Origin of the sequence: Reichenbachiella sp. (genome assembly GCF_033344935.1) — a bacterium.
GTDB lineage: Bacteria > Bacteroidota > Bacteroidia > Cytophagales > Cyclobacteriaceae > Reichenbachiella.
On the sequence record NZ_JAWPMM010000001.1, the window covers coordinates 3,456,920 to 3,482,916 of the forward strand.

Here is a 25,997-nt window from a genome sequence, read left to right on the forward strand (position 1 = left end):
CGCTATTTCAGGACGGGACAATTTTTTATAAAAAAAGAGCCCTGCTTGAATTATCAAGCAGGGCTCTTTTTTGGTTTATTATTTATCAGTGAGTAATCATCAGTTTCTTGAAGTCGAACTCCTTCTTCTCTCCTTTGATCGACATATAGTACAGTCCACTCGGGAATCTGTCTGTTTGAAGACTGAAGCCTTCTTTGCCAGAGTGAATTTCGCCTTGATCGAATACTCGTCCCGTCTGATCAAAAATGGCCCAATGCATATCCTCCTGAATCACCTGATCGAATATGATAAACACCTCATGATCGGTAGGGTTTGGATACATATTGAAATCTTTAGCTTCAATTAAATCAGCGACATCCGTAATGGTACCTCCAGCTTTTGAAGCAACTATTCCAGTTGTTTTTTGGACCTTCAAAGATTGATAGATTTCCTTCGTTTTACTATTCTGAATGAACACAATTGCTGACAAATTCGCATCATCAGCGATATTGGCCATACTCCATGATACATTCATCTCTGTATCCTCTCCAAATGGTAGAGACTCCCCTGCGTTCAACTCATTCGTCAACTTCACATATTTTCCAGATCCTGATGGCAATAGCTTTCTCATCACATGACCAAAACCGCTAATTCCACCAACAGCTTGATTTACAGTATCCTCTAGAATCACTACATATGCTCGAAGCTCAGTGCCTATGGCATAGTTCTGATTAGCCACGAATTCTACAGACCCTTTCACTTCGTGAGAGCCCGCTGTAGGGTCCGGAGTTACAATGATTTCAAACCCTGGGTCCTTGAGCGAATTCAAATTCAGATCATTTTCGCTCCAAGTTAAGTCTCCAGATTTAGCAGATGAACTATTCCCTCCCAATTGACCATCCAAAATCGACGTCACTTTATCAACATTGTAGTATATAGATCTAGCACTTGGCCCAGCTGGGTTTACCAAATTAAATGGATCATTAAATCCAAAATCAGAATGGTAAGCTAGAATTACCTCATCTCTACTAGTCACTGAAGCAGATGGTATAATACCATCAATTGCAGCCTTCAATGCCACCGTAGGATCATTCACCTCGGCTGCTCCATCATCATCTGAAGCACTTACAAATTGCTCTATCATTACATTCTTGCTTCTTTCCTGAATAGTGAAATCATCTAACGCAAATCCAAAATAACCATCTTTTGCCTGCTCCGTTCCTGCTATTGCGAACCTAAATCTCACATGGCCTCTGTCTGCCTCTGGTATTGCGTCTAGACGATGCCTCGCACTTACCCACTTTGGTTTAGAAACCTCACCAGACCAACCCATCGCTGTCAATGCATTGTAGGTTGAAGATTGTTGTCCTGGATCCGCCTGAACATTATCAAAGTTATACCATTCAAGTCCTGTAGAAACATCAGTATCTGTACTATATGAACCTAATGGAGCCCAAGTAGATCCTTGGTCAATAGAATATTGTAATACTACTCCATCTTGATTTACTGCAAAGTCATAAATCATATTGAATTGTACCATTGGTTTGTCCAATCCACTAATATCGAATGCAGGTGTATATAACCAAGAGTCTTCATTAGATAGATAGTGATTATTATCTAAAGTGGTAGACCAAGCACCAGTCAATGCCGAAGCTAGATCGCCCGGAGATTCTCCATCTGTCAATCCTAATCCTTCCAAATCAAGAGCACCATATTTCCAACTATGCTCTCTTACGGTAAGAGTACCTACTTCTTCAAATTCTACAATTGATAAAGCATCATCTTTCAACCTTTCTACGTACCAACCATCTACATCAGGATCGAAGGTACCCACATCAAAAGTTTCTTCAAACCTAGCATTTGGTAGTGATGCTACATCAATTAATGGTATGATGTTGACATTATGAAGTAGGGTATCATAACAAGTGTTAGTTGATTCTAATACCAAGGCCACATCATACTTACCAGGGTCAGTGAACGTATGATAAAATGGGTCATACACCGATACCCCATCTACTTCTAGTCCACTTTGGACAACAGGAGTAAGTGGTTCATAGGTACCCAAAGCTCCTCCTTCATATGAAACCGCATATTGCGATACCTGAGCAAGGTTGAGTAAAGTCTCTCGGTAAATGAACTCTGTCTGTTCTCCTGCAGTTACTCCATTCCACTTAAAGGAAATACTTGGATCAATCAATATATTCACTGGCTTCTGTGTATATAATACATCGACAACAGACTGACATCCTAATTCTGTAGTAGCAGTCAATATAGCAGCAAAAGTTCCTGTTTCCTCTCCTTGTAAATCGAACGTTTCGTCTACATTAATACCCAAATCCGTCGTAGATCCGTATGGGTCAGAGAGGTTAGGTAATCCGGCTGAATTAGCATAATAATATTTCCAGGTAAGCACTAAATTATTACCTGTGGCTACAGCGTCATTACTAAGAGCATATGGAGAAGTCGCAGGGAATCTCAATTCCGCATTAAAGTTAACATCTGGATCAATACACCCTCCATCAACCTCAAACTGCACCTCAGGTAATACATTTAGTGTAACCGTTTTGGTAATTGAATTAGAACAGCTTCCTGTTGTTGTAGTAAAGTCAAATCGGATACCGAAATCATGCTCTAACAATGTATTATCAGACACCTCTATGGCATCCCCTAGCTCAGATGGAAAAATAACTGTAGACCCACCAGTACCTATTTGTTCATCAATAGAACCTCCCGATGTATTGATACCTCCTGTGATGGTATATGTTCCTGATCCACCTTTACCTTGATTCTCAACACCATTGATAGTGAAACTACCCTCACTTTCACATATTTCAATGGCACCATCATCGGTTAGATTGTTGCCATAAATATCAACCAGCGTATTATTCTCAATATCAATATCAGGAATTCCATGAACGGTAATAGTTTTAGTTATCTCACTAGTACATGATATAGGTGCGTACGTCTCAACTGCGGTATAATCCTTAGTATAAGCATAAGTAATTTGATGATTAGTAGATGTACCAAATGGTCCTTGGCCTGCGGCCGTAGCTGCTGCGTTTGGATCAAATAAACCAAGATTAGAAGGTTCCGTTAAACCACCAGTATCAATTGTCCACAGATCATTTGGACCGGTGTAATCGACTCCTTCTCCTTTACCCTGCAAGGTAACTACCCCATTGTCATTACAGTATGCAGTGGTAAAATCACTTACCGTACCAAAATCAACGATATCTACCATAGGTAATTCATTTACAATTATATCCACAGGATATGAGTCACTTTCACAAAGTCCGTTGGTTACTTGAGTAACAAACACTCTCGTCGAGTCTGCGGTCAATATATTCACGTCAGAATTGTTTGCTATCTGCGTAAAAGTGAATGAGTTTGAAAATAAAGCCGGGGCTACAGTATTCGCAGATTGCAAAAATGGTGTTAACGATAAGCCATCTGGGTTAGTTGAATACCACTTGAATTGTGTCACATCATTGTCACTCACCTCAAACATATCAATATCCAATACTTCACCACTAATATCATCTTCCTTGCAATAAGCAAAAATGTCCTTGTTATTAGCATTAATGCCGCTGGTTGATGGTGACGCAGGTTTAGGATAAACTGTAACATCAACCGGCACTTCAATTGGGTTAGCACATCCAGCAAAGCCCAATCCATCGATATTGCTATTTTCCACTCTATACAAGTAGAAAGTCTTGGTCCATGTCGGAGCCATTATGCCAGCCAAATCGCCTTCCGTGTCTAAAAACGGAAGACTGAAAGTACTTTCGTGTATTTCAGTATCTACCAGAGGGTCTTCTCCTGAAACCTCATACCATCTTAATAGATCACCCGGATTTGCATTTGTAATTGAAACAATTGGCTCATCGTCTACATCACACACTGGAGGAACAGCACTAACCGTAGGAGCAAGCGGTGTTTCCAAAATATGTACAGTCACCTCTGTAGGTAAACTTTCACATCCTGTAAAAGCACCAATATCGGTGGTTTGAGTAAACCAGAAGCTATAATCCCCTGCAGCAGGTGAACCACCTAAATTGGTCACCGCCATACCATCAAAATCAGTTTCATCAGGTGTAAGTTCCGAAGCTAATATAGTCTTACCAGAAGCGTCATTTGTAGTTGGAATGCGATTCACCCCTAACAAAGCATCCGCTTCAGTCTGATACCAGTAGAAAGTAACAGCATTTCCAGGGTTCTCATCTTCTCCCTCTACTTCAAGTGTTGCCACCGGATCATTTTCACAATAGTAGAAATCAGTCAATGTTCCAGCCGCATCATCTTTGTTCTCTATAGGAGCCGCTGGAATATTATAGGTATTTACTTCAATCAAAATTCCATCGCCTTCACACCCTGCATTTACAGATCCATTGTCTAAAATATCCGTGGTCTGAGTTAGCAAGAAATAGTTCTGGTCGTCGTTTGGCTTTCCAACTAAGAAAAGCTCTTGTGCTGTTATTACCGAACCAGCCACACCAGCATCATCACCAGAAGCATTTGATAACAACGCATTTTTGCTTCTGCCAGCATCCGACGTATACCAATTGAATTTCTTGGTTGCATCATAGACCGTCATTTCAGCTAAAGAACTAAAATCTATACTTTGATCATATGTACTTGAAGCGCTGAAAACATCTGTGGCACTTAACTCATCATTACAGAAATACAAAACAACATCAGCCCCTGCTCCTTCAGCAGGTAATGCACCCGGCCCGTCTGGATCAAAATTAGGGAGATCTGCCATGTCATTATAGTTCTCATTGACGGTGGCGGCTAGCAATACAGGGGCACTCTCACAACCATCAAAACCAGTAGAACCATTTCTGTCAGTTTTACGGGTAATCCAGAAGTAGCTGGTACCAGGCATACTATTATCATATCCATTTATACCAGAACTTGTTAATTCACTATCATCAATGAATGTCCCTTCTTTGATTGCAGCTCCGTCTGCTCCACCAATTTCATCAACTCCATCTCCATCGTCTCCATACCAGGTATAAATAATTCCTGCCTGGTTCGCTGTGGTGATATTGGCAATAGCTGAGCCTTCACAAGTAAAGTACTCTGTAGTAAACCCGTCTGCCAAAACGATATCGCTTGGAGTTGTTTTGATCTCAATATCAATAGTTCGCATTCCTGTCTCACAACCATTGTGCATAAAGCTGCCAGAACCTGCGCCAGTGTCAAAATCAGTTTGTGTGAAACCAAAAGTATAAGTACCTGGTGTAAATGCAGTGGTACCATCATTTGAAATAGCGGCAAATACACCATCCATCTCAACAACATCTAAGAATTCATCCGTATTATTGATATAGGTCTCGGGAACACCATCACCAGTATTGTCATAATACCAGTTGAAATATCTATGAGTTGCCATTGCATTATCACCAGAGAAACTACTTACATCTGCCTGTAGCACTGTAAGTGGATCTCCAACACAATATTCCAGGAGTATAGACCCATCACTTTGTGCCTGTGGACTCGGACTAGCGTCTTGATTCGATGTATAAGTCACTAACTCAGGAGTTTCTTGCGTCTGATAAACTGTTGTCGTTATGGTCAATGGATCACTCACGCAACCTGCAAACGGTGAACTTTCAAAACCAATTCTTCTTACGTATCGTGTCGTGGTAACAAAATCATTTGCTCCTGGTGTTGCATTGATTCCAACATCAGCCAACTCAGCTGTAGACCCAATACCAGCCAAAGAAATCGGAGAACCAAACATATTGTCATCATCCCACTCAAACCTTTCGCTAGCTGCAATTGTACCCCCTTGCAAATCAAGATTAAAGTCAAAAGGAATGGCATCTTCACAGAATTCAAAAGTCTCTTGAGCTCCTGGATCAACACCTCCAACCAATGCAATTGTTGGAGTATTTGGTTTGGCAAAAAGATTAAACTGAGCTGTTGCCGTATTGGTACATCCCGGAGGATTTCCGTAGGCATCATCTCCAGCATCAGAAGTAACTCGTATTTCATACAGTCCTTCTCCTGCAGTCGTTGCTGAAATACCACCATAAATTCCAGTGTGATTCAATAATTCTTCGAAATCTATATGTGTTGCTGCAATTGATTCGAATGCCGTAGCTACAGGTGTCACCTGTCTGATCTCGTAGGTTGTAATTGTTAATGCTGGAGATCCTGCATCGTTCGTCACTGTTCCTGAAATAGTCACATCCATATTAGAAGAACAGAAATTGTCACTTAAGTTTGTTACACCAACGGTAGTTATATCAATGATTGGCTGAGGGTGTACAGTGAAGGTATATGAACCATCTATAAAATCCGTCATCCCATCATTTACCATACGATCAACCCGTATTAGCTTGGTGTCTCCAACATCAATAACATCTACTCCATTGTCTGCCAAACCGAAGGCCGTTACTGGATCAAAAGTCCATGCATCCGCAGTCAAATCGGCGAAATCACCCGTAATAACACCACCAGTTACAGAAGACCCGTCATCTGTACTACTAGAATGAATAAATCTCACGAAGGTATTTCCATCCAAATTGGTTCCATTTACAGTTAATGCTATTGGACTATCTGCTCCACATATATCTGCCTCTGGTGATCCTGCGAATGGTTCGGTTACATTAGTAGCCACAGATATGGTAATACTTGCAGTATCGGCACACATGGTGGTGTTGTCCCTTAGAACATAATCAATTACGTGAAGCCCCGCTCCTGCATCAGACGGTGTAAAGTCGGCTGTATGCTGCGATGAGCTGGCTGTGTTTATGTTGGCTAAACCAGGAATACCAACAAAGAAACCAGAATAACCTCCCAAGTTGGCATCACCATTGTTGTAAGTGGTTCGATCTCCCTGAATAGGCTGTGCCGTGGTCAACGTATTTGAGAAAGACAATCCATTCACCGACTGCACAAGTGTCTGTACACGTGGATTAATGGTGACATCAATCGATGCTGGAATTCCAGGATCACTCACGCAGCCTGTTGCATCCTCAGTCAACACCAAACTATAAGCGTGTACATCTGTATTGGCGTATGGGTTTCCAGCAGTATTCACTGGTGCATCAAACACTGGATTGGCTTCCGCGGACTGAGCTCCAAGGCCATCGCCGGTCCAGGCAAAAGTATATCCCACTAATTGGTCATTATCTGCATCCCCAATTTCTATCTCTTCATAACTACAAATATCAGTCAGGTCATCTCCTACTGCTGTAGCCGCATCTGGCAACTCATGAATCAAGACTGTTCTTTCCAATGCCGGACTTTCACAACCATTCGCGTTAACTTCAGTAACATATACATTATAAGTATCTGCTGTTCCATTTTCTCCTCCCAGGAACAACTGTGCAAAAGTAGGTGTAGTGGTATCGTCTACTACTGACCCTGAACCAAAGTCGGCAGTACCGGTAGTTCCCAGCTCTCTATACCATCTTGTGTTTGGAAGCGTAGTGTTTACAATCATATTAAACTCGTCTCCATTCATGGCGATACCATCAGGGTCATCTGGATCCAAGTCCTGGCAAAAAGCAGTATTGGTATAAGCAGCATTTGCTGTAGGTGATCCCACTGATTCTACTCCAATTGTAGTTACCGGAATACCGTGACTTACATCAAACCCGTATATCGTGGCGTCTCCTCCAGATCTAGTGATTGTTCCTGTACTTCCACCAGTTGTTCTTATTCTTAGACCAGTGATAGTCAACACATCAGTTGCAACTCCATTTCCATCGTTATCATAAGTGATAGTAATAGTTGAAGAAGTCACATTAATCCTATTGGATTGAGTTCCGTCAAGAGTTAAGTCACCAACAGTACTCAAAGTCACATCACCTTGCCCTGGCTCAAATTCAAAACCTGCGCTAATAGATAATTCTAAGGTATAAGTACCATTTGCATCCGCAAATGCATCGGTCACCAACTCTCCAATCATGATGTCTTGCTGCTGGTCAATATAATCACCAAATGTACAAGATGTCATTACTGGTACATCATAAGGCGCAGCAAATGCCATTGTGCTGTTGTCATCAATAGCGATTCCGTCATTGGTAGTAAACGTCCAAGTATTGATTAACGCATTCCCATTTGTCGGACCTGCAATATCCGTAAAGGCACCTGCATCTACTGTGACTGTGTAAGTAGTAGACGTTTCTAATGGGTTGGTAGGATTAATAGTTATAATATCCGTACCACTTCCACTTACTTGTGCAATGTCTACCGCCGATATCACAATATCAGGATTAATACCTCCACTAATGGTAATGAATTTACCTGATTGTGTAAAAACAGGCTCGTTAAATTTCAAAATCAAATTATCACTTATCGTGATTTCCGGTACACTCAAAGTGCCCGAGGTAGCGGTAGCTGATGGACTTGAAATAGCCGCAATATCTCCAACAGTTCCTGCAGATTCATTTTCCACATATAGAATGTCGTTGACCTCATCATTGAAAACAATATCGGCTGTCTCGCCTGAACCAGTAACCGTTTCTCCTACACCGAACCTTCCTTGCAACCCTGTGTATGGAATAGCTCTTACCACATTATCATTAGGAAGGAATGCAGCCACAGGATCGTCAGATTCCCCTGCTGTTCTGAAGTTCCAGGCACCATTATTTATAATGGCCACACTTTGATTGGTGGTGGCGTCCCGGAAGGCATCCGTATCCATGGTTACATAATAATTCGTACTTCCAGATAATTCAACCGCAAAGGTCACCTGAGAACCTCTTTGAGCAATTGAAAGATCCCCTGCCGCATTATTATCGATTATAGCCGAAGTAGCAGGAAGTGTAGCTATCTCATAGTCATTTGATGCTAAGAACAACCTCAAGTTTCCAGCTCCCGGAACCACCCTTTCCGCATAGTTTATGACAATTGATGAAGTACTAGCATTGATGCTAAACTGATCATCGCCTGGTGTAAAGGAATCAATGGCTGGTGCAGTTCCATCATTATTAGTAATAATATTCCAATCAGTTGAATTACCAAATGCAACATTTGCAAATGTTGGCCCAGAATCATTATCGAGAAATTCATCTCCTTCCAGCACAAAATAATACTCTGTACTTCCAGACAATTGTTGTCCAATAATGGATTCAATATCATACGTGAATGTCGTTTCTCCAGCAATCACAACAGGAGTCACTGCATTTGCCATAATGCTAAATGCCAACTTATCATCAGCCAAGTAGTAAGCATTGATAGGCTCAGCTTGAGCTGTTACCAATTCATCAAAAGTAAGAACGATTTGAGCAGTAGTCGCATCGATTGGTGCTATTGGAGTAACCGCATCATCTGCTGGTAAGTATGCCATTAACACTGGTGCTTTTCCATCGTCGCTTGTTTCGAATTTCCAACGGTTGGCCTCAGGTGTACTTGAATATCCTACAAATGCATTATCAACTGTTGTGGTAACATCCGTAATAGCCGTAGGGTCTACTGTAATGTAATAATCTGTTCCACCAGATGGCAGGTCAAACTCAAAACTCAATTGAGAAGTAGAGGTATAAACAAAATCATCAACCAACACATTTGCGGTACCCAACCCATCGCTGCGAATAATAATATATCCATCTACAGATGACCCTCCAGTAGACATATTAAAATTAGTAGGCGTGGCACTGTTATACAAAATAGGTGCTCCTAAAAGAGTAGTAAGTGTTGTACCATCCTCAGAATAGTATACTTCGAAGCCGGCATCTGTTCCACCCAATGCCGAGCTATAGTCAAAGCTTACATTAGTCAAGTTTTCAATATATGGAGATACCAAATAATCTCCACTTGCAGCCCCAATAGAGACTGCCGTGCCAGTGCTCGCAGCATTGTTGAATGTCCAAGTACCTGTAGCATAAACCGGGCCGCCAACATTAAAGTCTTCTGGTACCTGATTGACAGCATTTACATCCGAAGTCACATCCAAAGATGAAACAGCCATACCATCGGCATCCTTATAATACAGGTTTACATTTCCAGTACCCCATTGCACATCTTCGTTGAACTTCATTACAAAAGTTCTTCCTGTTTGTGTAGTTATTACATCGTCTACATCAGCCAATAATTCAGTTACAACTGGCTTCTCAACGTCAATCAATGTAGTAAACGTCCAATCAGACCCATTGCCTGTAGATCCAATATCTACTGTTGTAGGGTTACCAGAGTTGTCCTCAATAGACCCTGCCGGTATCAGAATGTAGTAATCTTTATTGTACTCAAGAGTCACATTATTTATTTCTACTTTGTTGCCCACATAAGCAACAGTAAAATCCTGAGTATCGATAAACTGATCCGTTCCATCTGTGATATTGTGAATCTGAAAAAATTGTCCAGACACGCCATTTACTGGCTCAGACATGGTAAAACTAATATCTGGGCTCAATGACATCGTAGTTGTACCATTTGAAGGTTCAAAATCAGCCAACCCTGGGTCTATCACCGGACTGGTAGCATCAAAGTTACCAGTAGTGAAGTTCCACCCATTGGCAGTTGGAATTCCAGCAAATGCGTTACCAGAATAATCCTCAAATGCATTGGCAGTAATTCGAATATTATATCCTGTTAAACCTGATAACTCATTAGTAGGGTAAATTCTTAGCTCATTACCCTCCAATGAAAGAGAACCTGGTGCATCCGTATTCAATATATCAGTGGTTACATCCCATTGTTCAAGTGCATCTCCTGAAGAAGAAAAATAGAGTGTAACCGTTCCTGATGTACTTGCAACCACCGGCTCGTCAAACTTAATAATAAATGGATCTGTTGTCGAAACACCCGTACCATTGTCCTCCGGAGATAAAGTGCTGATCTTAGGCGGAATCACCTCACTAGAAGTAGTAAAATTCCAAGTATATTTATTATCAATACCACCGAATGGATTACCAGCCAAATCTTCTATTGCGCCATCAGAAATACCTACATAAAAAGTAACACTACCTGGTAAATTTCCTAACGAAGAAATATCGATCGTCAGTTCGTTACTATTATAAGATAGTAAACCACTATTTGACCCATACTGTAGAACTGCTATATCCGGGTCTGTTTTGGCAAACAACCTTATAACTCCAGTTCCTGGCTTAATATCTTCGTCGAAGGTAACCGTTAAAGAACCCGTGGCTAATGCCACATCATCATCACCATCATAAGGATCGAATCCTCTATCTACGCCCAGTTCATCAATGATAATACCTACATCGGATAAAGGTTCGTCAATTTCTAACCTTATGTCTCCCGTATAAGGAGAACCAAATTCATAGTAGAATTCCAAAAATTCAGAATCGTTTGTTGCATTAACTACATCCAATGTAACAGGTCCCCCTGATTGATCAACAACATTCAAGACTGCCGTACCAACTCCATTCGTCTTATAAAGGAAAGAGAAACTATTGGCAGTGGTTAATGTTGGCAACTGGATATAAGAACCCGCCACATCAGGAATGCCCGAAGCATTGCCCGTTCCACCTACCGAGTTCCCAGGACCTGCAGGCACATCATTGAGACCAGTCCAGCCGGCCAAATCAGTTGACACGTTCGTCGCTAGTCCATCAAAATTCTCATATACCTGTGCTGCAATCTGTGGAGCCGTATTATCAGCCGTAACGATAGCTGTAAATACAATAGTTTCTGTGGCATCTGGCACACCATCTGCACCAGATTCTACAGTTGGAGCAGAATCGTCTGCGGCAATGAAACTACCATCTGGAATTGAGACAGTTATTACTTCTCCAGAAGTAAAATTGACACTAGGATTAATCGTGATCTCATTAGATCCCATTCCAGTGATTTCACCATCCACCCCAACATCATATGACTGATTATATGAAATGTCTCCTACTAAAGTAATCGTACCTCCGTTTGAATTTACAGGTTCATCAAAAGTTAAGATAATATTCGCACTTCTACTGACGTCTGTATTGTTTGGTGCATCCACCGATGAAAAAGCCATCGTAGGATTGGTAGCATCAGCAGTAGTGAAAGACCAAGAGCCCGCTCCAATAAGTCCTTCCCATGAATTACTTCCATAATCTTCGAAGGAACCTGCAGGTACAGTAACAAAGTATGTGGTGCCCTTTTCCAAGATTGTCGAAAGTGTGAATGTAACCACATTTCCAGCTATAGTCGTTCTTGAAAGGTTAGTCACACTGATTGTTTCCACTACATCCAGTGTGTTGAAATCCCTCATAATCAGGTTTCCTCCAACAGCTCTAACATTCTCAGAGAAAGTGATTTCCAACTCCGTTACTGCGACAGCTGCTCCTTCAGTATGTCCAGGACTCAAATCTACCGTAGGATCGTTTACAATAGGGTCTGTAGTATCTTGAATGGTAACAGTAGTAAAGTCCAATTGTGTGATATCAGGATCGTAAAAATCTATAATGTCATCACCATCTGAATCAACTCCAGCCGTTTGACTTATATCATAGCGATCCGGGATATCATCACCATCAGTATCCAATCCACCAACCAAATCATGATCAATCAAGTCCGGCACACCATCCTCGTCCGTATCATTAGGAATGTTATTCAATGATACCGTTCCTGAAACAAATACGTTATCAATTACTCCATTTGTAATTGTTAGTGTACCTGCTGTAAAATCAGATGGAATTCCGCTCAAAGCCTCACCAGCAGGGAAGGTCATTTCTACCGCGCCTGCAATATCTACATCTACATTTCCATTGGCATCCAAGGCCGTAACATCTAGGCTAAAACCAGGATCTCTTTCTATTGTAGCTCCGTTGTCAAGTGTACCACTATTTCGAGTCAAAGTGGTAGCTTTCACCTCAATCTGCATATCATTCAACACAGAAGAGGTAATTGCTCCTCCTCCATTGGCCGCAATAAATGCTGAATGGCTACCGCCACCACCTCGTGTAACGCTGGTCACTTCAATAATAACACGCTCATTATCATCAACCACTCCAGCAGTTTGATCAAAGGTAGCATACAAGTAGAACGGTTCGGATGCGCCATCTGTTGAAGTTTCTATTTTACGTCCTCCTACTGTCGAGAAAGTCGCACTATTTACATTTGCTGCAGCAATTTCCCATAATTCCTCTCCTGCAGAGGTATAAAGAGCTAGTCGGTCTAAATTTTCAAAATTGGTGATCGTAAATTCAATATCTGCCAATCGCATTTTTCCTCCATCACCACCATCATCTACAAGTAGGTAGGACCCTACTAACAATTCATCATCTCCTGTATTATCTAAGTCTGTGGCATCATATTGTACGTAATCAATATCATACGGTGCGGTAAACCCAGGATCCATATCGACATGTCCTTCAGCGTCTATTGCATTCCAACTTACTGTTTGTTGTGTGTAGCTCCCTGGAGATTCTGTAACCAAAAGCTCATAGGCACCAACAGCATCAACTTGTAAGCTTGCCCATGATACCACTCCATCAGAAAAAGCTTTAGTTAATGGATCAGCACCTCCATTACTTGTAATAAAATTACCCGAATTTACCGGCATCGTCAATGTCGCACTTGTAGCACCATCGTAGCCCAAATCAATATTATCAGAAGCATCTCTGGCCTCCACCGTCATAGCAAAATCCGTATCGATAGATACCAAAATATTATTGGTTACTGGATCAGGATCCGTCGCATCTCCACCTGCAAAGTCTGTAATAACCACTTTACTTGCCTGAACATCGATATCTATATTTCCACTATTGTTTGTAGCAGCCGCTATGGTACTACTTCCTGCAGCGAACGTAAAGTCGTTTTCATCTACTTCAAATTCAAGAGCTTCTTCATCTACTGAATACCCATTGGCAGACAAATCGGTTCTGTACCATACAAATAACTCATAGGTCTTATTACTGTTTTCTGTCACAGTACCCAAGGCTGACGGGATATCTGCGAAAGTTATGTCAGCAGCATTTATGGTAATAGTCGAACCGTTCAAAGTAGAAGATGTAATGGTATTCGTTCCATCAGTCAATCCAGCTCCAGCCAAAATAAGGTTGAGATCTTCTAATCCGGCTGGAACACCTGCTCCTTCTCTGAAAACAAGATCGGTGATCACCGTATTGAATGAGTCACCTCCTGCTCCATCATTTATTGATATATCAAAAATCTTTAACGCCGTACCTGTAGTCTCATCAATCTGAATTCCAGGTACTGATACTACCGTACTTTCTAAAAGTGGACCACTACCAAGAATTGTTAAGTTATCCGGCGCTACCACCGATATCGTCCCAGCTTGATCCACGGAATATGTTGCATCAGTTAAATTATCCGGTGCATCCGCAGCTGTTAAATCTAAAGCTTGAGTCTGGTCATAGGTAAGATCATTGAAATCTCTTGTTCCCGCTGATAGTAGCTGGTTCACCGTACCTCCAAGTGTGCCAGGGTGGGCTTCAGACAAAGTAACGTCAGCTGTGTTATTTGTATCGAGATTTCCATTCGCATCATGAGCCTGTACTGTCACACTAAAAGCAACATTAGTTGGAACATCCGCCCCAGGACCATTTGTAAACACCAGTCTATCTGCAGTCACATCCAACGTATTATTAGCTGTCTCACTTGCATCCGCTGCTCCAGTATTCATACCAGAACCACCTGCTCCTGCAGCTGTACTTGCCCCTAATATTGTCACATCAATATCAGTTGTGTTATCTACTACACCCGTGGTGTTTGCAAAGGTTACAACCACACTAAATATAGTGGTTTGGTTTCCTGCAGATCCTGTAATAATCTGTTGCGCGCCAGGTAAGGCTGCCAATCCAGAGAAGACCGCATCAGTACCTGCTATGGCTACTTCCGCCACTTCAATTGGTGTACCTGCCAAGTCTTTATATAAGGCTACTTTTTGTATCGTAGCCTCATTTGTAAATTGGACAGTGAGTCCATCCAATAAGGTAGCTAAGCCATCTCCATCGTCGCTCCCTCCACCATCTCGTAGTATAAACTGTGCTACTTCGACACCATCAGTTCCAGCGCCCTCTCGATCTATATTAGCAGCCATTTGACCGTTATAATCCAACCCTGTAGCTGGGGTAAAGCTACCATTGGCAATAATGTCTGAACTAGAAGCCGAACCAATACCTGTCACATTAAAATTATAGGTACCATCTGCTATACCATCAGTGGTGAATGATATAGATGTACTTCTTGTGCCGCTGACACTTGGGTCAAAAGTTATGACCACATCATCAGAAGTACCTACCGCTAGTGCTCCAGTAATGTCTGCATCTCTTGTGTAATCTCCTAACCCAATTGAAGCATCACTAGTGATATTTGCCTGAATAAATCCAACATTTTGAATAGTGTAAGTATAATCTGATGTAATTGCCCCAGCAGTGGTTACAGTTCCAAAGTCAGTATTATTAGCCGACGCTGGAGAGTCGGTTGCATTATCCGATATCAAATCTCCATCAGCATCGTAAATGCGAATACTTGGTGTGGTGGCCGGTGTATTAGGTCCGGTATAATCTGAAAGGACCCAATTCGAAGCAGTGCCAGTTTCAGCAAAACCGTTCAGTGTTCCATGGTAAGTTCCTTTGGCATCTATTAACTGCGGAGCTGCAATAGCAGAATTGTCTTGACCTAGCGATCCGACACTAAAATCATACCCTGCTAATAATGTTCCTTCAGCTCCAAAATTGGCCGCGGTAGTTGGCGTCAACGCCGTTGTTCTGATCTGAGTCGCTGTTCTTGCCACATTCCAGATTCTAACTTCATCAATGCGTCCATCAAATGGAGTCGCCCCCGCTGGCCCATAGTCTCCAATTGCTACTGGCTCATTAGCATAAGTTTCAGTTACTGAAGTCACATGCGCAACTTCTTCCCCATCGATATACAAGTACATTTCATCCGCTGGATTGTCAAAAGTTACAGCAACATGATGCCAAGTACTAGCTGTTATTGGAGCACTAATAAGTGCAATATTTCCTCCATGTCCTGCTGTGAGCAATGAACCTGTAGCGTTGATATAGAATGGTGCAGCACTTGCCCCCTGAGATGAAATAATATTTCCATTTCCTCCATCCCAATAAATCCATGCTTCTTTCGTATAGTCCCCAGAACCTGATGCAATATCAATAGTTCCGATATTGACATAATCATTATCACCGGCAAAATCCAAGGCTCTATCTACCCCATGTCCAATAGAGATAAATTGACCATTGTCCAGATCAACTCCTTCGAAAGTTACCAGTCCAGCGCCATAACTTGTGGCAGATACAATAGTTGCGTTGCTCCAGTCTGAACCTTCATCATCAATCAACAATACATAGTCACCAGCATTGCTAGTTCCTGGCCAGCCATTGGAAGCAGATACATCGATTCGTAGATCTATATCCGTGACATCCCCGTTGGGTTCGTTTACCAAATAGGTTCTGGCCATACGCTCTGTGATACCAATTGGCATCATGCTGCTCGTTCTATTGGCATAAGTCATGTCAGACCCATTGTGCCCCAAAGCCACCACATTCATATTGCCTACACCGCCTCCATTAGAAGCATTGTCAGCTGCAATTTCTGTATGACCGATTATAAACTGAGGACCTTCTACCGTATTGTACGTTTGCTTAACGTTTAGTCCGGTGTCGTCATCCTGCACCAAAGTAATCACACCGTTGTCATAGGTACCCTCAATCGGCCATGCATCTGACCCATCGGATAGCAGGAGTGCTGCATTATATGGCAAACCATATTTCATAGATAGGTATGATTCTACTTGCTGGCGTTCTCCAGCAGAAAGCACGCGATCATACATGACCACCTCCGTCACAAAACCAATCAGATCAGGCGTGTTGTTTCTTGCACCAATGAGTGTGGTACCCTCATCCGTGTAAGCGCCGGTACCGATATTCGTTCCTTGGGATACACCACTAACAAATAGACCAGAAGTCGTACCTCCATCATATTGACCGGTCAGGATAATTGGTATATCCGTATGATCCGTCGCAGATACAATCTGATCAGATGTAGCATGAATAAGTGCCGGATATCCTGTGGTTGCCTTAATCATCAATTCATGATCACTCGGCGTGTTTGAGCTAATGACACTACCGGCCGTGCTGGTATTGTAAGCTGTCACAACAGCAATTTTTGTATAAGCTCCACCTCCTATCAGACCGGTATTGTCTGAAGCTGTGTACTGTGTCGTACCATTGAAAGCATAACCTCTCTGGTAGCCTATCGCTGTTGTCGAAAGAGAAGGATTGTTGGCTCCCCCTGTAAAGTTCTGTGCATTACCACTAAAATCTGGCCATGTTGAAGCAGCAGCCTCATCATTTCTTAACCAAGTAACAATTCCATCAGCTACACCCGCTGGGCCTTGCACCCCTATTCCATTCACAGCAATGCTAATGGTAGGCTCATCAGGGTCGTCGCTTGTGATGTTAATGTTGTCAGCTTTTGCTCCTGTTGTAGATGGCGCAAAATCAATGGTGAACGTCGTACTTTGACCAGCGGTCAAGCTTGTTAAGCCATTTTGTGCGGAAATCGAAAAATCAGACCCGATGGACAAAGATATGGCACTAGCACCTAAGGTTAGCGTTCCATTTCCATGATTGGTAATGGTATAAGTTCTTGATAATGGTGTAGGGTCTGTAATACCTTGATTTCCAAACTCATGTGTACTACCATGATACAGATCAACCAGTAAGTCGTCCTGCACAAAAATGTCAGCAGCAATCGCTCCTGAGTACACCCAGTTCGAGCTATTTCTAAAATTGTAAGACAAAGGTGTAGCTCCCATATCAAATCCAGAAGCCGTTGCATCAAAATTTCCAGTTTTATCATCTACATCATTCCTAGTCCCTATAGCCGAGTTGTTGCCCAAAGCGGCCACTGTGGTATTATCGAATGTGTAATAAGCTACCAATCCAGACTCGGTTCCAAGCAAGGCGGTATTCATGCTTGCATTGATCTCACCTACAGTTCGTTGAGTACTCCAAATTCGAACCTCATCCATTTGTCCATCCAAATTATTATAGAAAGATCTGCCTATACGGGCATCAGATAAGGACGAAACATAGCCATCAGCAAGTGTTCCATTAAACGCTTCAACACCATTAAAGTAACCTATAACTTGATCCGGATTTGCTCCATCTTGGTTCCAGACAAAGGCTATATGATGCCATTCTTGAACAGGGACTGGGGCACCCTCAGATACATGATCATAAAAGTATCCACCTAAACCAAATCCACCACCATTGTTGTACGCATATACTGATCCATTAGGGTCTATTTCGAATCTTACAGCATTACCCGCCAGACCAAAATCGAATTCAAAAATCCCTTGACTAACCCCAACATTTTCAATCTTCACCCACAATTCAATCGTACCTTCCGAGAGATTTCCAATATTTCCAATTGTAACCTCATCATCTACTCCATCAAAATCAAGGGCATAATCATTGACTAAATCCGCAGAGACCGCAAAATCATAAGGAGTTTCAGCTGCAGCGGTATGTGTTGCTGTTATAGTTGCACTTTGTGTGCCAACAGCCGAAGGAAGTGCACCTGGGTATTGGTAGGTAACGTCAAAAGTGACGCTGTTACCCACTGTCGCAGCGGTAGTTCCACTAATGGTAAAATCGCCATTATTTGAACCCACTCCTGTCAAATTAAATGGAGTCACTCCTTCATTTTCAACTGTGAAAGTTTGAGTAATTGGTCGAGTAGCACTCACTGTTCCGAAGGCAGTACCATCGGTATCCAATGGTGTTGCATCGCCATCCACAATGTCTGTATTCTCAAACGCGAAAATATTTACATCTGGCTGTGCAGCTATGATGAAATCATCTGCTGGATCAATCCAGTTGGAAAGGTTTACGTTGGAAGTTCCGAAGTCGAAGCCAGTGACACCGTCATCTCCTAATCCAGAGTTTTCCGGATCTAAGTTTCCATCATGGCCGTTACCCGTAATATCAGTAAGAATTTCAAAGTCGGGTGTATTGATTGCCCCTGCTTGACCTTCGTTAAAATCATACGAAGCGACTAGTCCTGCATCGTTGTGTAGTGTGACTCCTGCATTGTTTTGAATCTGCGATTGGCTTCTGGCATAGTTCCATATACGAACCTCATCAAATTGGCCCTCTGCAAATTCTGTCAATCCACCAGAATAATAAGCTCCAATCTTCAGAGTTTCACTGGTTCCAACATAATCCAAAGGTCCCGCAGATGGTAATGCGCTTACTTCTAGACCCTCTATGTATAAACGCATGTTAGTACCGTCGTAAGTTGCAGCTATATGATACCATTCGCCAACATCCAAACTGACCTCAAACTCATTTAAACTTAGTGCATCTGATCCTATGAACTGAATATGGTATAATTTGAAAGTTCCAGCATCATTAAAATAGGTCAAGCCATATCCATTTGTAGCTTGGTCACCTTTAGAAAGGAGCGTATGACCCGAATTGTTAGATGGCTGAGAAGAAGGCTTATACCATACTTCCAAAGTATAATTAGTAGGTTCCAAATCAACATGATCCTGTACCAACACATAATCATCCGTACCATCAAAGTCCAACGCCTGTTCTACTACATCAACAGTCACTTCAACTTTAAAGCTTTGTTCGGCTACATCAGGGTCATTATTAACAATAATTATATCTGCAGCATTTGCCATACCCAGCCCACTTGGGGACATCACCACATCAAAAGTCATCGAATTACCAGATGTGAGCTCATTGGGCAAAGTTTCAGATACATTGGTAACCACCCAATCTCCAGAATTTGAAGTGATAGTTGATATAGAAAGATCGGCCAAACCATCATTTCTAATTGTAAAAGTTCTCGTCTCACCTACCAAACCAACATACCCATAATCTGTATCATTCGCCAATGATGGAAGTGCATCGTCGACTATGTCTACGGCTCCAGCAGACTCTACTGTAATTTCGGGAACAGCAGAAGCATTTACTGTAGACGTAATATAATTCGAGGTGGCACCATTTTTCGCAAATGTTGTCAACGTACCATCAAAAGTATTGGTCGTGATGTCAGTCAAAGTTGGTTCCGCTAACCCTGTATTATTACCACCAGCTGTCCCCACATTGAAATCATAAGAAGCTAACAAACCAGTTTCGTTGTCAACCCCGAAATTGGTCATATTAGAAGAAATTTGCGTCTGATCTCGCTGCACATTCCAAATACGCAATTCATCCATCGATCCATTCCAAAAACGTCCGGGAGTTGGTCCAGATAACCCGTCTAGCGCTGTGCCTATTACCAAATCATTTAAGTTGGCCGGCCATGACACCACATTTGAAACATTAAAAGATTCAACACCATTCACATAACCTACCAAATTGGATGTTCCAGTATCCCAAGTAATAGCAATATGATACCAAGTGCTGGTAGACATCGCGCTGCTAAACAATTGTTCTATCTGCGCAGCATCATCGTCAGCTACTATTTGCAAACCTGGCAATCCTGTTTCAACTTCTAGTCTTAGTCCGTTACCAGAAATATCAGTATCGAATATTCCTTTGTTTGTTGTTAAATCGGATGCATTGACCCACAATTCAATAGTACCCTGAGCTGGGAAGGTTCCTAAACTTCCGATGCTTACATAATCATCAGTACCACCGAAATTAAGTGCGTTGTTGTCTACGCCCTCTCCTGTAATCTCGAATGTATAGGTTGTATTATAATCGTTGGTAATATTTACTGTTTCATTGTAAGTAGCCACCGCTGTAGGTGCAAACACTACAGAGAAGGTGGTTGATTCCGTTGGCAAAAATGACGTGACGGCTGCATTAATCACTGAATAATTAGTTCCAGTAGTCAAAGTAGGTTGACTAATGTTCAATGATCCTACTCCATCATTTCTAACCTCAAATACTTTAGTTTTTGTATCACTTGGCTGACCAACGTTTCCAAAGTTTCTTCCATCTGTGGCACTCCCAGGACTACTAGCCCCTGAAGGAATATCTTCATCAATGATTACTTCGGTAATCTTCATCACCGGTTGTGGATTATCAATATACGCGGAGGCTACCCAACCATTGGACAACTCGGTATCATTCGCCTTACCAAATAAAGTCGCGTCATTCGCATTGTCCTGACCGGCTCCACTTGCAGCATCGGTAATCGTGCTATTTACACCCGCATGATCCAGATCATAATAAGCAATCAGATTAGTTTCTGATAATGGACTAGAGATCCTTTGAGTAGCTCTTGTTCGAATGTTAGCATCCGCTTGTTTGTCATTCCAGATTCTTACTTCGTCGATTTGGCCCGTGAAGAAGTCAGTCACACCTGACATTCGATTACGTGCTCCAATGGTGAATTCACCAGAAGGAGGCGTACCAGTAAATGTGGTAGTCATTGTTTCTGATTCTCCATTAACAAAGAATATCACATCATTATTTTCTTTGACTACGGCTACATGAGTCCATGTAGCAGCAGGTACTGATAATGTAGAGGATACACTTTCATAAGTTCCATCACTTTCTCCATAGGTCAAAGTTCCATCGGCTTCAATTATCAATTCTGTTCCATTATTCACTCCAGTATTTCCTCGCCAGTATAACCATTCTTGAGCAGCCACATCCTGACGAACCCACATCTCTATCGTCGAAGTGGAAAGATCAATTCCTCCTTCAGAGGCTGTGAAATAATCGTCTGTGCCATCAAAAGCAAGCGCACTACCTTCGGCATTATATGTAACAATCACATCTGTGGTGGTATATGAAATAGTCCAGTTGGCAGGTAGAGTGGTAGTAGAAAATGCCCCTGAAATATTTGTAGCAGTAAGTATGCTTACAGAATGACCGTCTGAAGGTGTGTATCCACCAAAATAAGATAGATTCAAAGTTCCACTTAGAGTAGCCGTACCAGTTACTTGAACTTGATCGTAGTCCGTACATGGAGTAGTAACTCCTGCTATTTCAATATTTAACGTTCCACCACCATCATTGTATCCAGCACCAAAAACCATACATGCTGGGGAGAAGCCCGGAGACAGGGTACCCGATGCGCCATTGGTAAAACTTGTGGTTGTTTCAAATGAACCACCCAACAAACCATTGTTAATAAAGTTTATCCCTGTCGCATCATTAAGAATAGTTCCATTGGCAAAGTAGACGCTTCCGTTGTTCGTAAAAGTGGCATTATTTGTCAATTGTAGTTGCCCCGTGAGATCCAGATTCAGAACAATACCGCCTTGTACAATCACATTGTTTCCATCAAATACCAAATTTCCAGTTTGAGTTAAGTTAGCATTGTTCGTAATGTCAATATCAGCAGTAATTCCTGCCGGGTTGGGCACATCCCCACACCAGTTATCTGGATCGTTCCAATTATTGTCACCCAAACTATTTGTGAATACACCAGCAGGCAAACAAGTAGGCAGATTAGCATCCACCCAGTTGGAAGTTGCACCTGTCAACAAGAAGCCAGAAGCGTTTCCATCCATTTCAGGGTCCAAATCTCCATCATGGTTGTTGCCAGTGACATCTTCCAGGTAATCTTCTGTATTGCCCGAAAAGTTATCGCCACCTGGATTTCCTGAATTAAAATCATAAGCTGCCACTAAGCCTGTTCCGCTGCTTAGGCTAGTAAGCATATTGGCTTGAATGTCTCCAATAGATCTCTCCAGATTCCAAACACGTAGCTCATCGAGTTGACCAATAAAACCAGTCGTACCTCCTCGGCTTCCCATATGGATATTGGCTGAACTATATGACGGTGTAGTCACTCCAATGCTTGGATCGGTATCATCTACCCCATCTACATAAATGGTACCATCTCCCGAACTTCTGTAAACAATGGCTATATGGTGCCAAGCCCCATCATTATAAGTACCCTGAGTTTGGAGAATTCCTCCAATATTAATTCCAATCTTATCACCGCTAAACTGCTGCACAGAATACTGATTATTGCCAGTTCCCTTTTCAAATATTATTCTATTTCCAGTTTGAGTTGTTTTATACATAAACTCTATGGTAAATGGACCTGATAGCTCAAAATCCGTATGATCCTGTATTTCGACATAGTCGTCACCATCGAAGTCTAATGCATTGTCAATAATAATTCCTGTAAACTGGTAATCACCATTGCTATCGCGTTCTCCATCGCTAACTTCATATTGAAAACTAGCTGTCTCACTTGCTACTCCTTGTATCTGTATTTTCAGCTTTTCCTGAGTCAAATCAGCTCGAGAGATTCTCTCACCGCCTGAAAGAGACTCTACGCCACCGTCATACGTACCATTCAGGTTGTCATCAAAATATAGAAATGCAGGAGATGCCATAGACACTCCAGACACATCCTCAAGTACCAATTCTTGTAACACATCGGCCCCATCGACATCAGTAAATGGGAAAAATTTAGGATCAAAGGCTTTAGTGACTCCTGTACCTGTATAACCTATAAAACTCGCACTAGTTGGATCGGCTGTATTGCCTCCAGTAGCAGTTAAATCTGCAGTAGTATAAGGCGTTGAATTCCTAGATTGCCAGTTGTTATAATCATTCATGGCAAGGGCAACATTGTTGATAGACCCAAATGTGGATCCGCTATAAAAGGCATTGCCTTGAGCAGTTGTCATTTCAAATAATGAGACCGCATCATATCCATTCGTTAGGCCTGTTGGTAGCTCTGATTCATTGGTATTGGTCGCATCAAGCGTCCAACCAGTAGTAGGATCTAAACCATCATCATCTGCATGTATTCCTGCTAAAAATGTTGTAACGGTCACTGCATTGGAACCATCAACCGTCCCTTGAAAAGCCAATATCTGATCCCCTCCTCCTGCGAGGTTAAATCCTGCGTCGATAGATGAACTCACCATTCCTGTAGTTCCACCCGATTGCTTCTGAGCAGTCATGCTTGAAGGATTGATCACTACTATCTCTCCAGCAGATATCGCTTCGGTGAAAGTAAACGTGATTGTCCCCTCGCTATCTCCTCTGATATTTCCTCCAGTATTATCCCATCCATGATCCATGAAATGGATTTCTGTCCCTGGGTCAACATCTGTATTGAGTAAAAAGCCAAATTCATCATCTCCTGAACTATTATAAAGCGCAAAAGCAATATCTCCAGTTACGAGAGTCGTAGGGGTAGAAATATATCCGCCACCCTGCACCTGAAATTGGTAAGTACCGTTTGCATCATTGTTTATTGTAATGATTGCCGAATTGGGTACTGCAGCTGTCGGCGTGTACTCTAGGTTAAACGTATGGGTTCCGCCTGGAGGTATGGTTGTTATTGTTCCGTTGGTTAAACTTATCTCAGCGTCTCCACTGATTTGAATATCCCCAGTGATGGTTAGATTCTCTCCGCCATGATTAGAAATTACAAAGGGCACAAGTCCACTACTGCTAGATACTTCATAATCACCTATGTCATAAATTCCTTCATCAGCTACTAGATCAATACTTATCCCAGGAGAAAACACTTGAGGATTGGGTGAAGCTACAAAGTTTGATATAGCTCCTGAGGCTACAGGAAATCCAGCACCGAACGTGCCATTATAAGTACCTTTTTCATCATTCAAGGTCGTAATACCCGTATTATCACCTTCTGCGGTTCCTTGGTCGAATTTATAATACGCCAGTAGTCCAGCTTCGGAGCCAGGAGAAACCACTCCCAATGTAGCGTCATTCTGAATTTCGCTTTGACTTCGAGCTTCGCTCCAAATCATAACCTCATCCATCTGACCGTTAAAATGTTCTGATACGCTGCTACCTGCATTAGAAGTCACACCACTCAGGATATTATTTCCTAGCGCACTATTTCTAACATTGAGATTTCCAGCCAAGGTACCCGTAGCTTGCAGCACACCATTCACATAAAGGAGTACGTTATTCGAACTCAAGGTTCCATCATATACGGCAGCAATGTGATTCCACTGTCCAACAAAAATTGAGGGATCAAATTCAGAAAAGGTTATCGTTGTACTAGTTCCTGCAGTGTTTTTCAAATAAAATCTTAGCGCACTTGCATTGCTTTGGAAGGCAATGAAATAATCATAATCTCCACTTGTAACATTCTGTCTTATTAAATCAGAATGCGTTGTGCTGGTAATGTCTGTGGCGTTAACCCACATCTCAATCGTCATCTGCTGCGTGCCACCAAAGTCAGGAATGAGCACATGGTCTGAGGTTCCATTGAAATTAAGAGCATTGTTTTGAGCAGACGTTAAACTAGGAGCAGTAAATGAAAATCCGTCGGAACCATTATCAGCACCATTGTGATCACCTCCCGCTAAATCATTTAAATTACCATTCATTGGAAGGTATACTTCCAACCCCTCCTCTGTTCCAAATAGCTCACTATCCTTCTTATTTACAATTTGAGACTGTGATCTTGCTACATTCCAAATTCTAAAGTCATCGTATAAGGCATTCGCATCCGTGCCGTTGTCTCCTCTATTTCCTAATTGTACAGATCCAACATTGCTTAAACTCGCAGGAGTAACATTAACAGTCAACCTTGATACACCGTCAATATACAAAGTAGCCACCGTACCATCGTAAGACAATGCTACGTGATACCAGGTATTTGCCACTACATTTATTGAAGAGTTTCCATTGGCTGCAACGCCTCCATTTCCCATGAGCACAGAAATAGGTCCTGTTCCACCTGTAGTAAGTGCGTATAAATCTAAAGGTGCAGGCTGATTCGAGCTGGTCTGGGCAAATATCCCATGACCTTGATCCGAACTGAGATCATTATAATAAACCCAAGTTTCAATTGTAAATGCAGCAGTAGGTATATTATAACTTATATCAATACTGTTATTGGCACTGCTTAAATCTACAGATTGATTCTGAGCCGCCAGTTTACCCGACCCGAAGACAAAAACAATAAGACATAAGAAGAGCGTACGCAGTCCACGTGAAGGTAAATTCTTAAACATAGCTTGTGGTGTTAACATTACAAAAGTCCAATTTCCAATCAGTAAATTACGGGTGTAATTAATACTACAACGGTTTGAACTATTCAAATAACACTTTTCTTTAATTGCACTTTCCCAATTTGCAATAGCATTAATGAAATAATTCCGACCCATTATACCCTAATTCAATTTTTAATATAAATAATTACCTAGTCCC

The 25,997-nt window shown here is 41.9% G+C and carries 1 protein-coding gene; it reads right to left on the reverse strand.

From position 1 onward, the window contains the following. Window positions 1-85 precede the first annotated feature (85 nt). Window positions 86-25,801: a LamG-like jellyroll fold domain-containing protein gene (locus R8N23_RS14960; RefSeq protein ID WP_318172417.1), complete on the reverse strand. Its 25,716-nt coding sequence runs from the start codon at window positions 25,799-25,801 to the stop codon at window positions 86-88. Window positions 25,802-25,997: the final 196 nt, after the last annotated feature.

What these genes read in the sequence shown, in the direction of transcription:
- R8N23_RS14960 (WP_318172417.1), bottom strand. Translation starts at nt 25,801, where the DNA reads ATGTTTAAGAATTTACCTTCACGTGGACTGCGTACGCTCTTCTTATGT.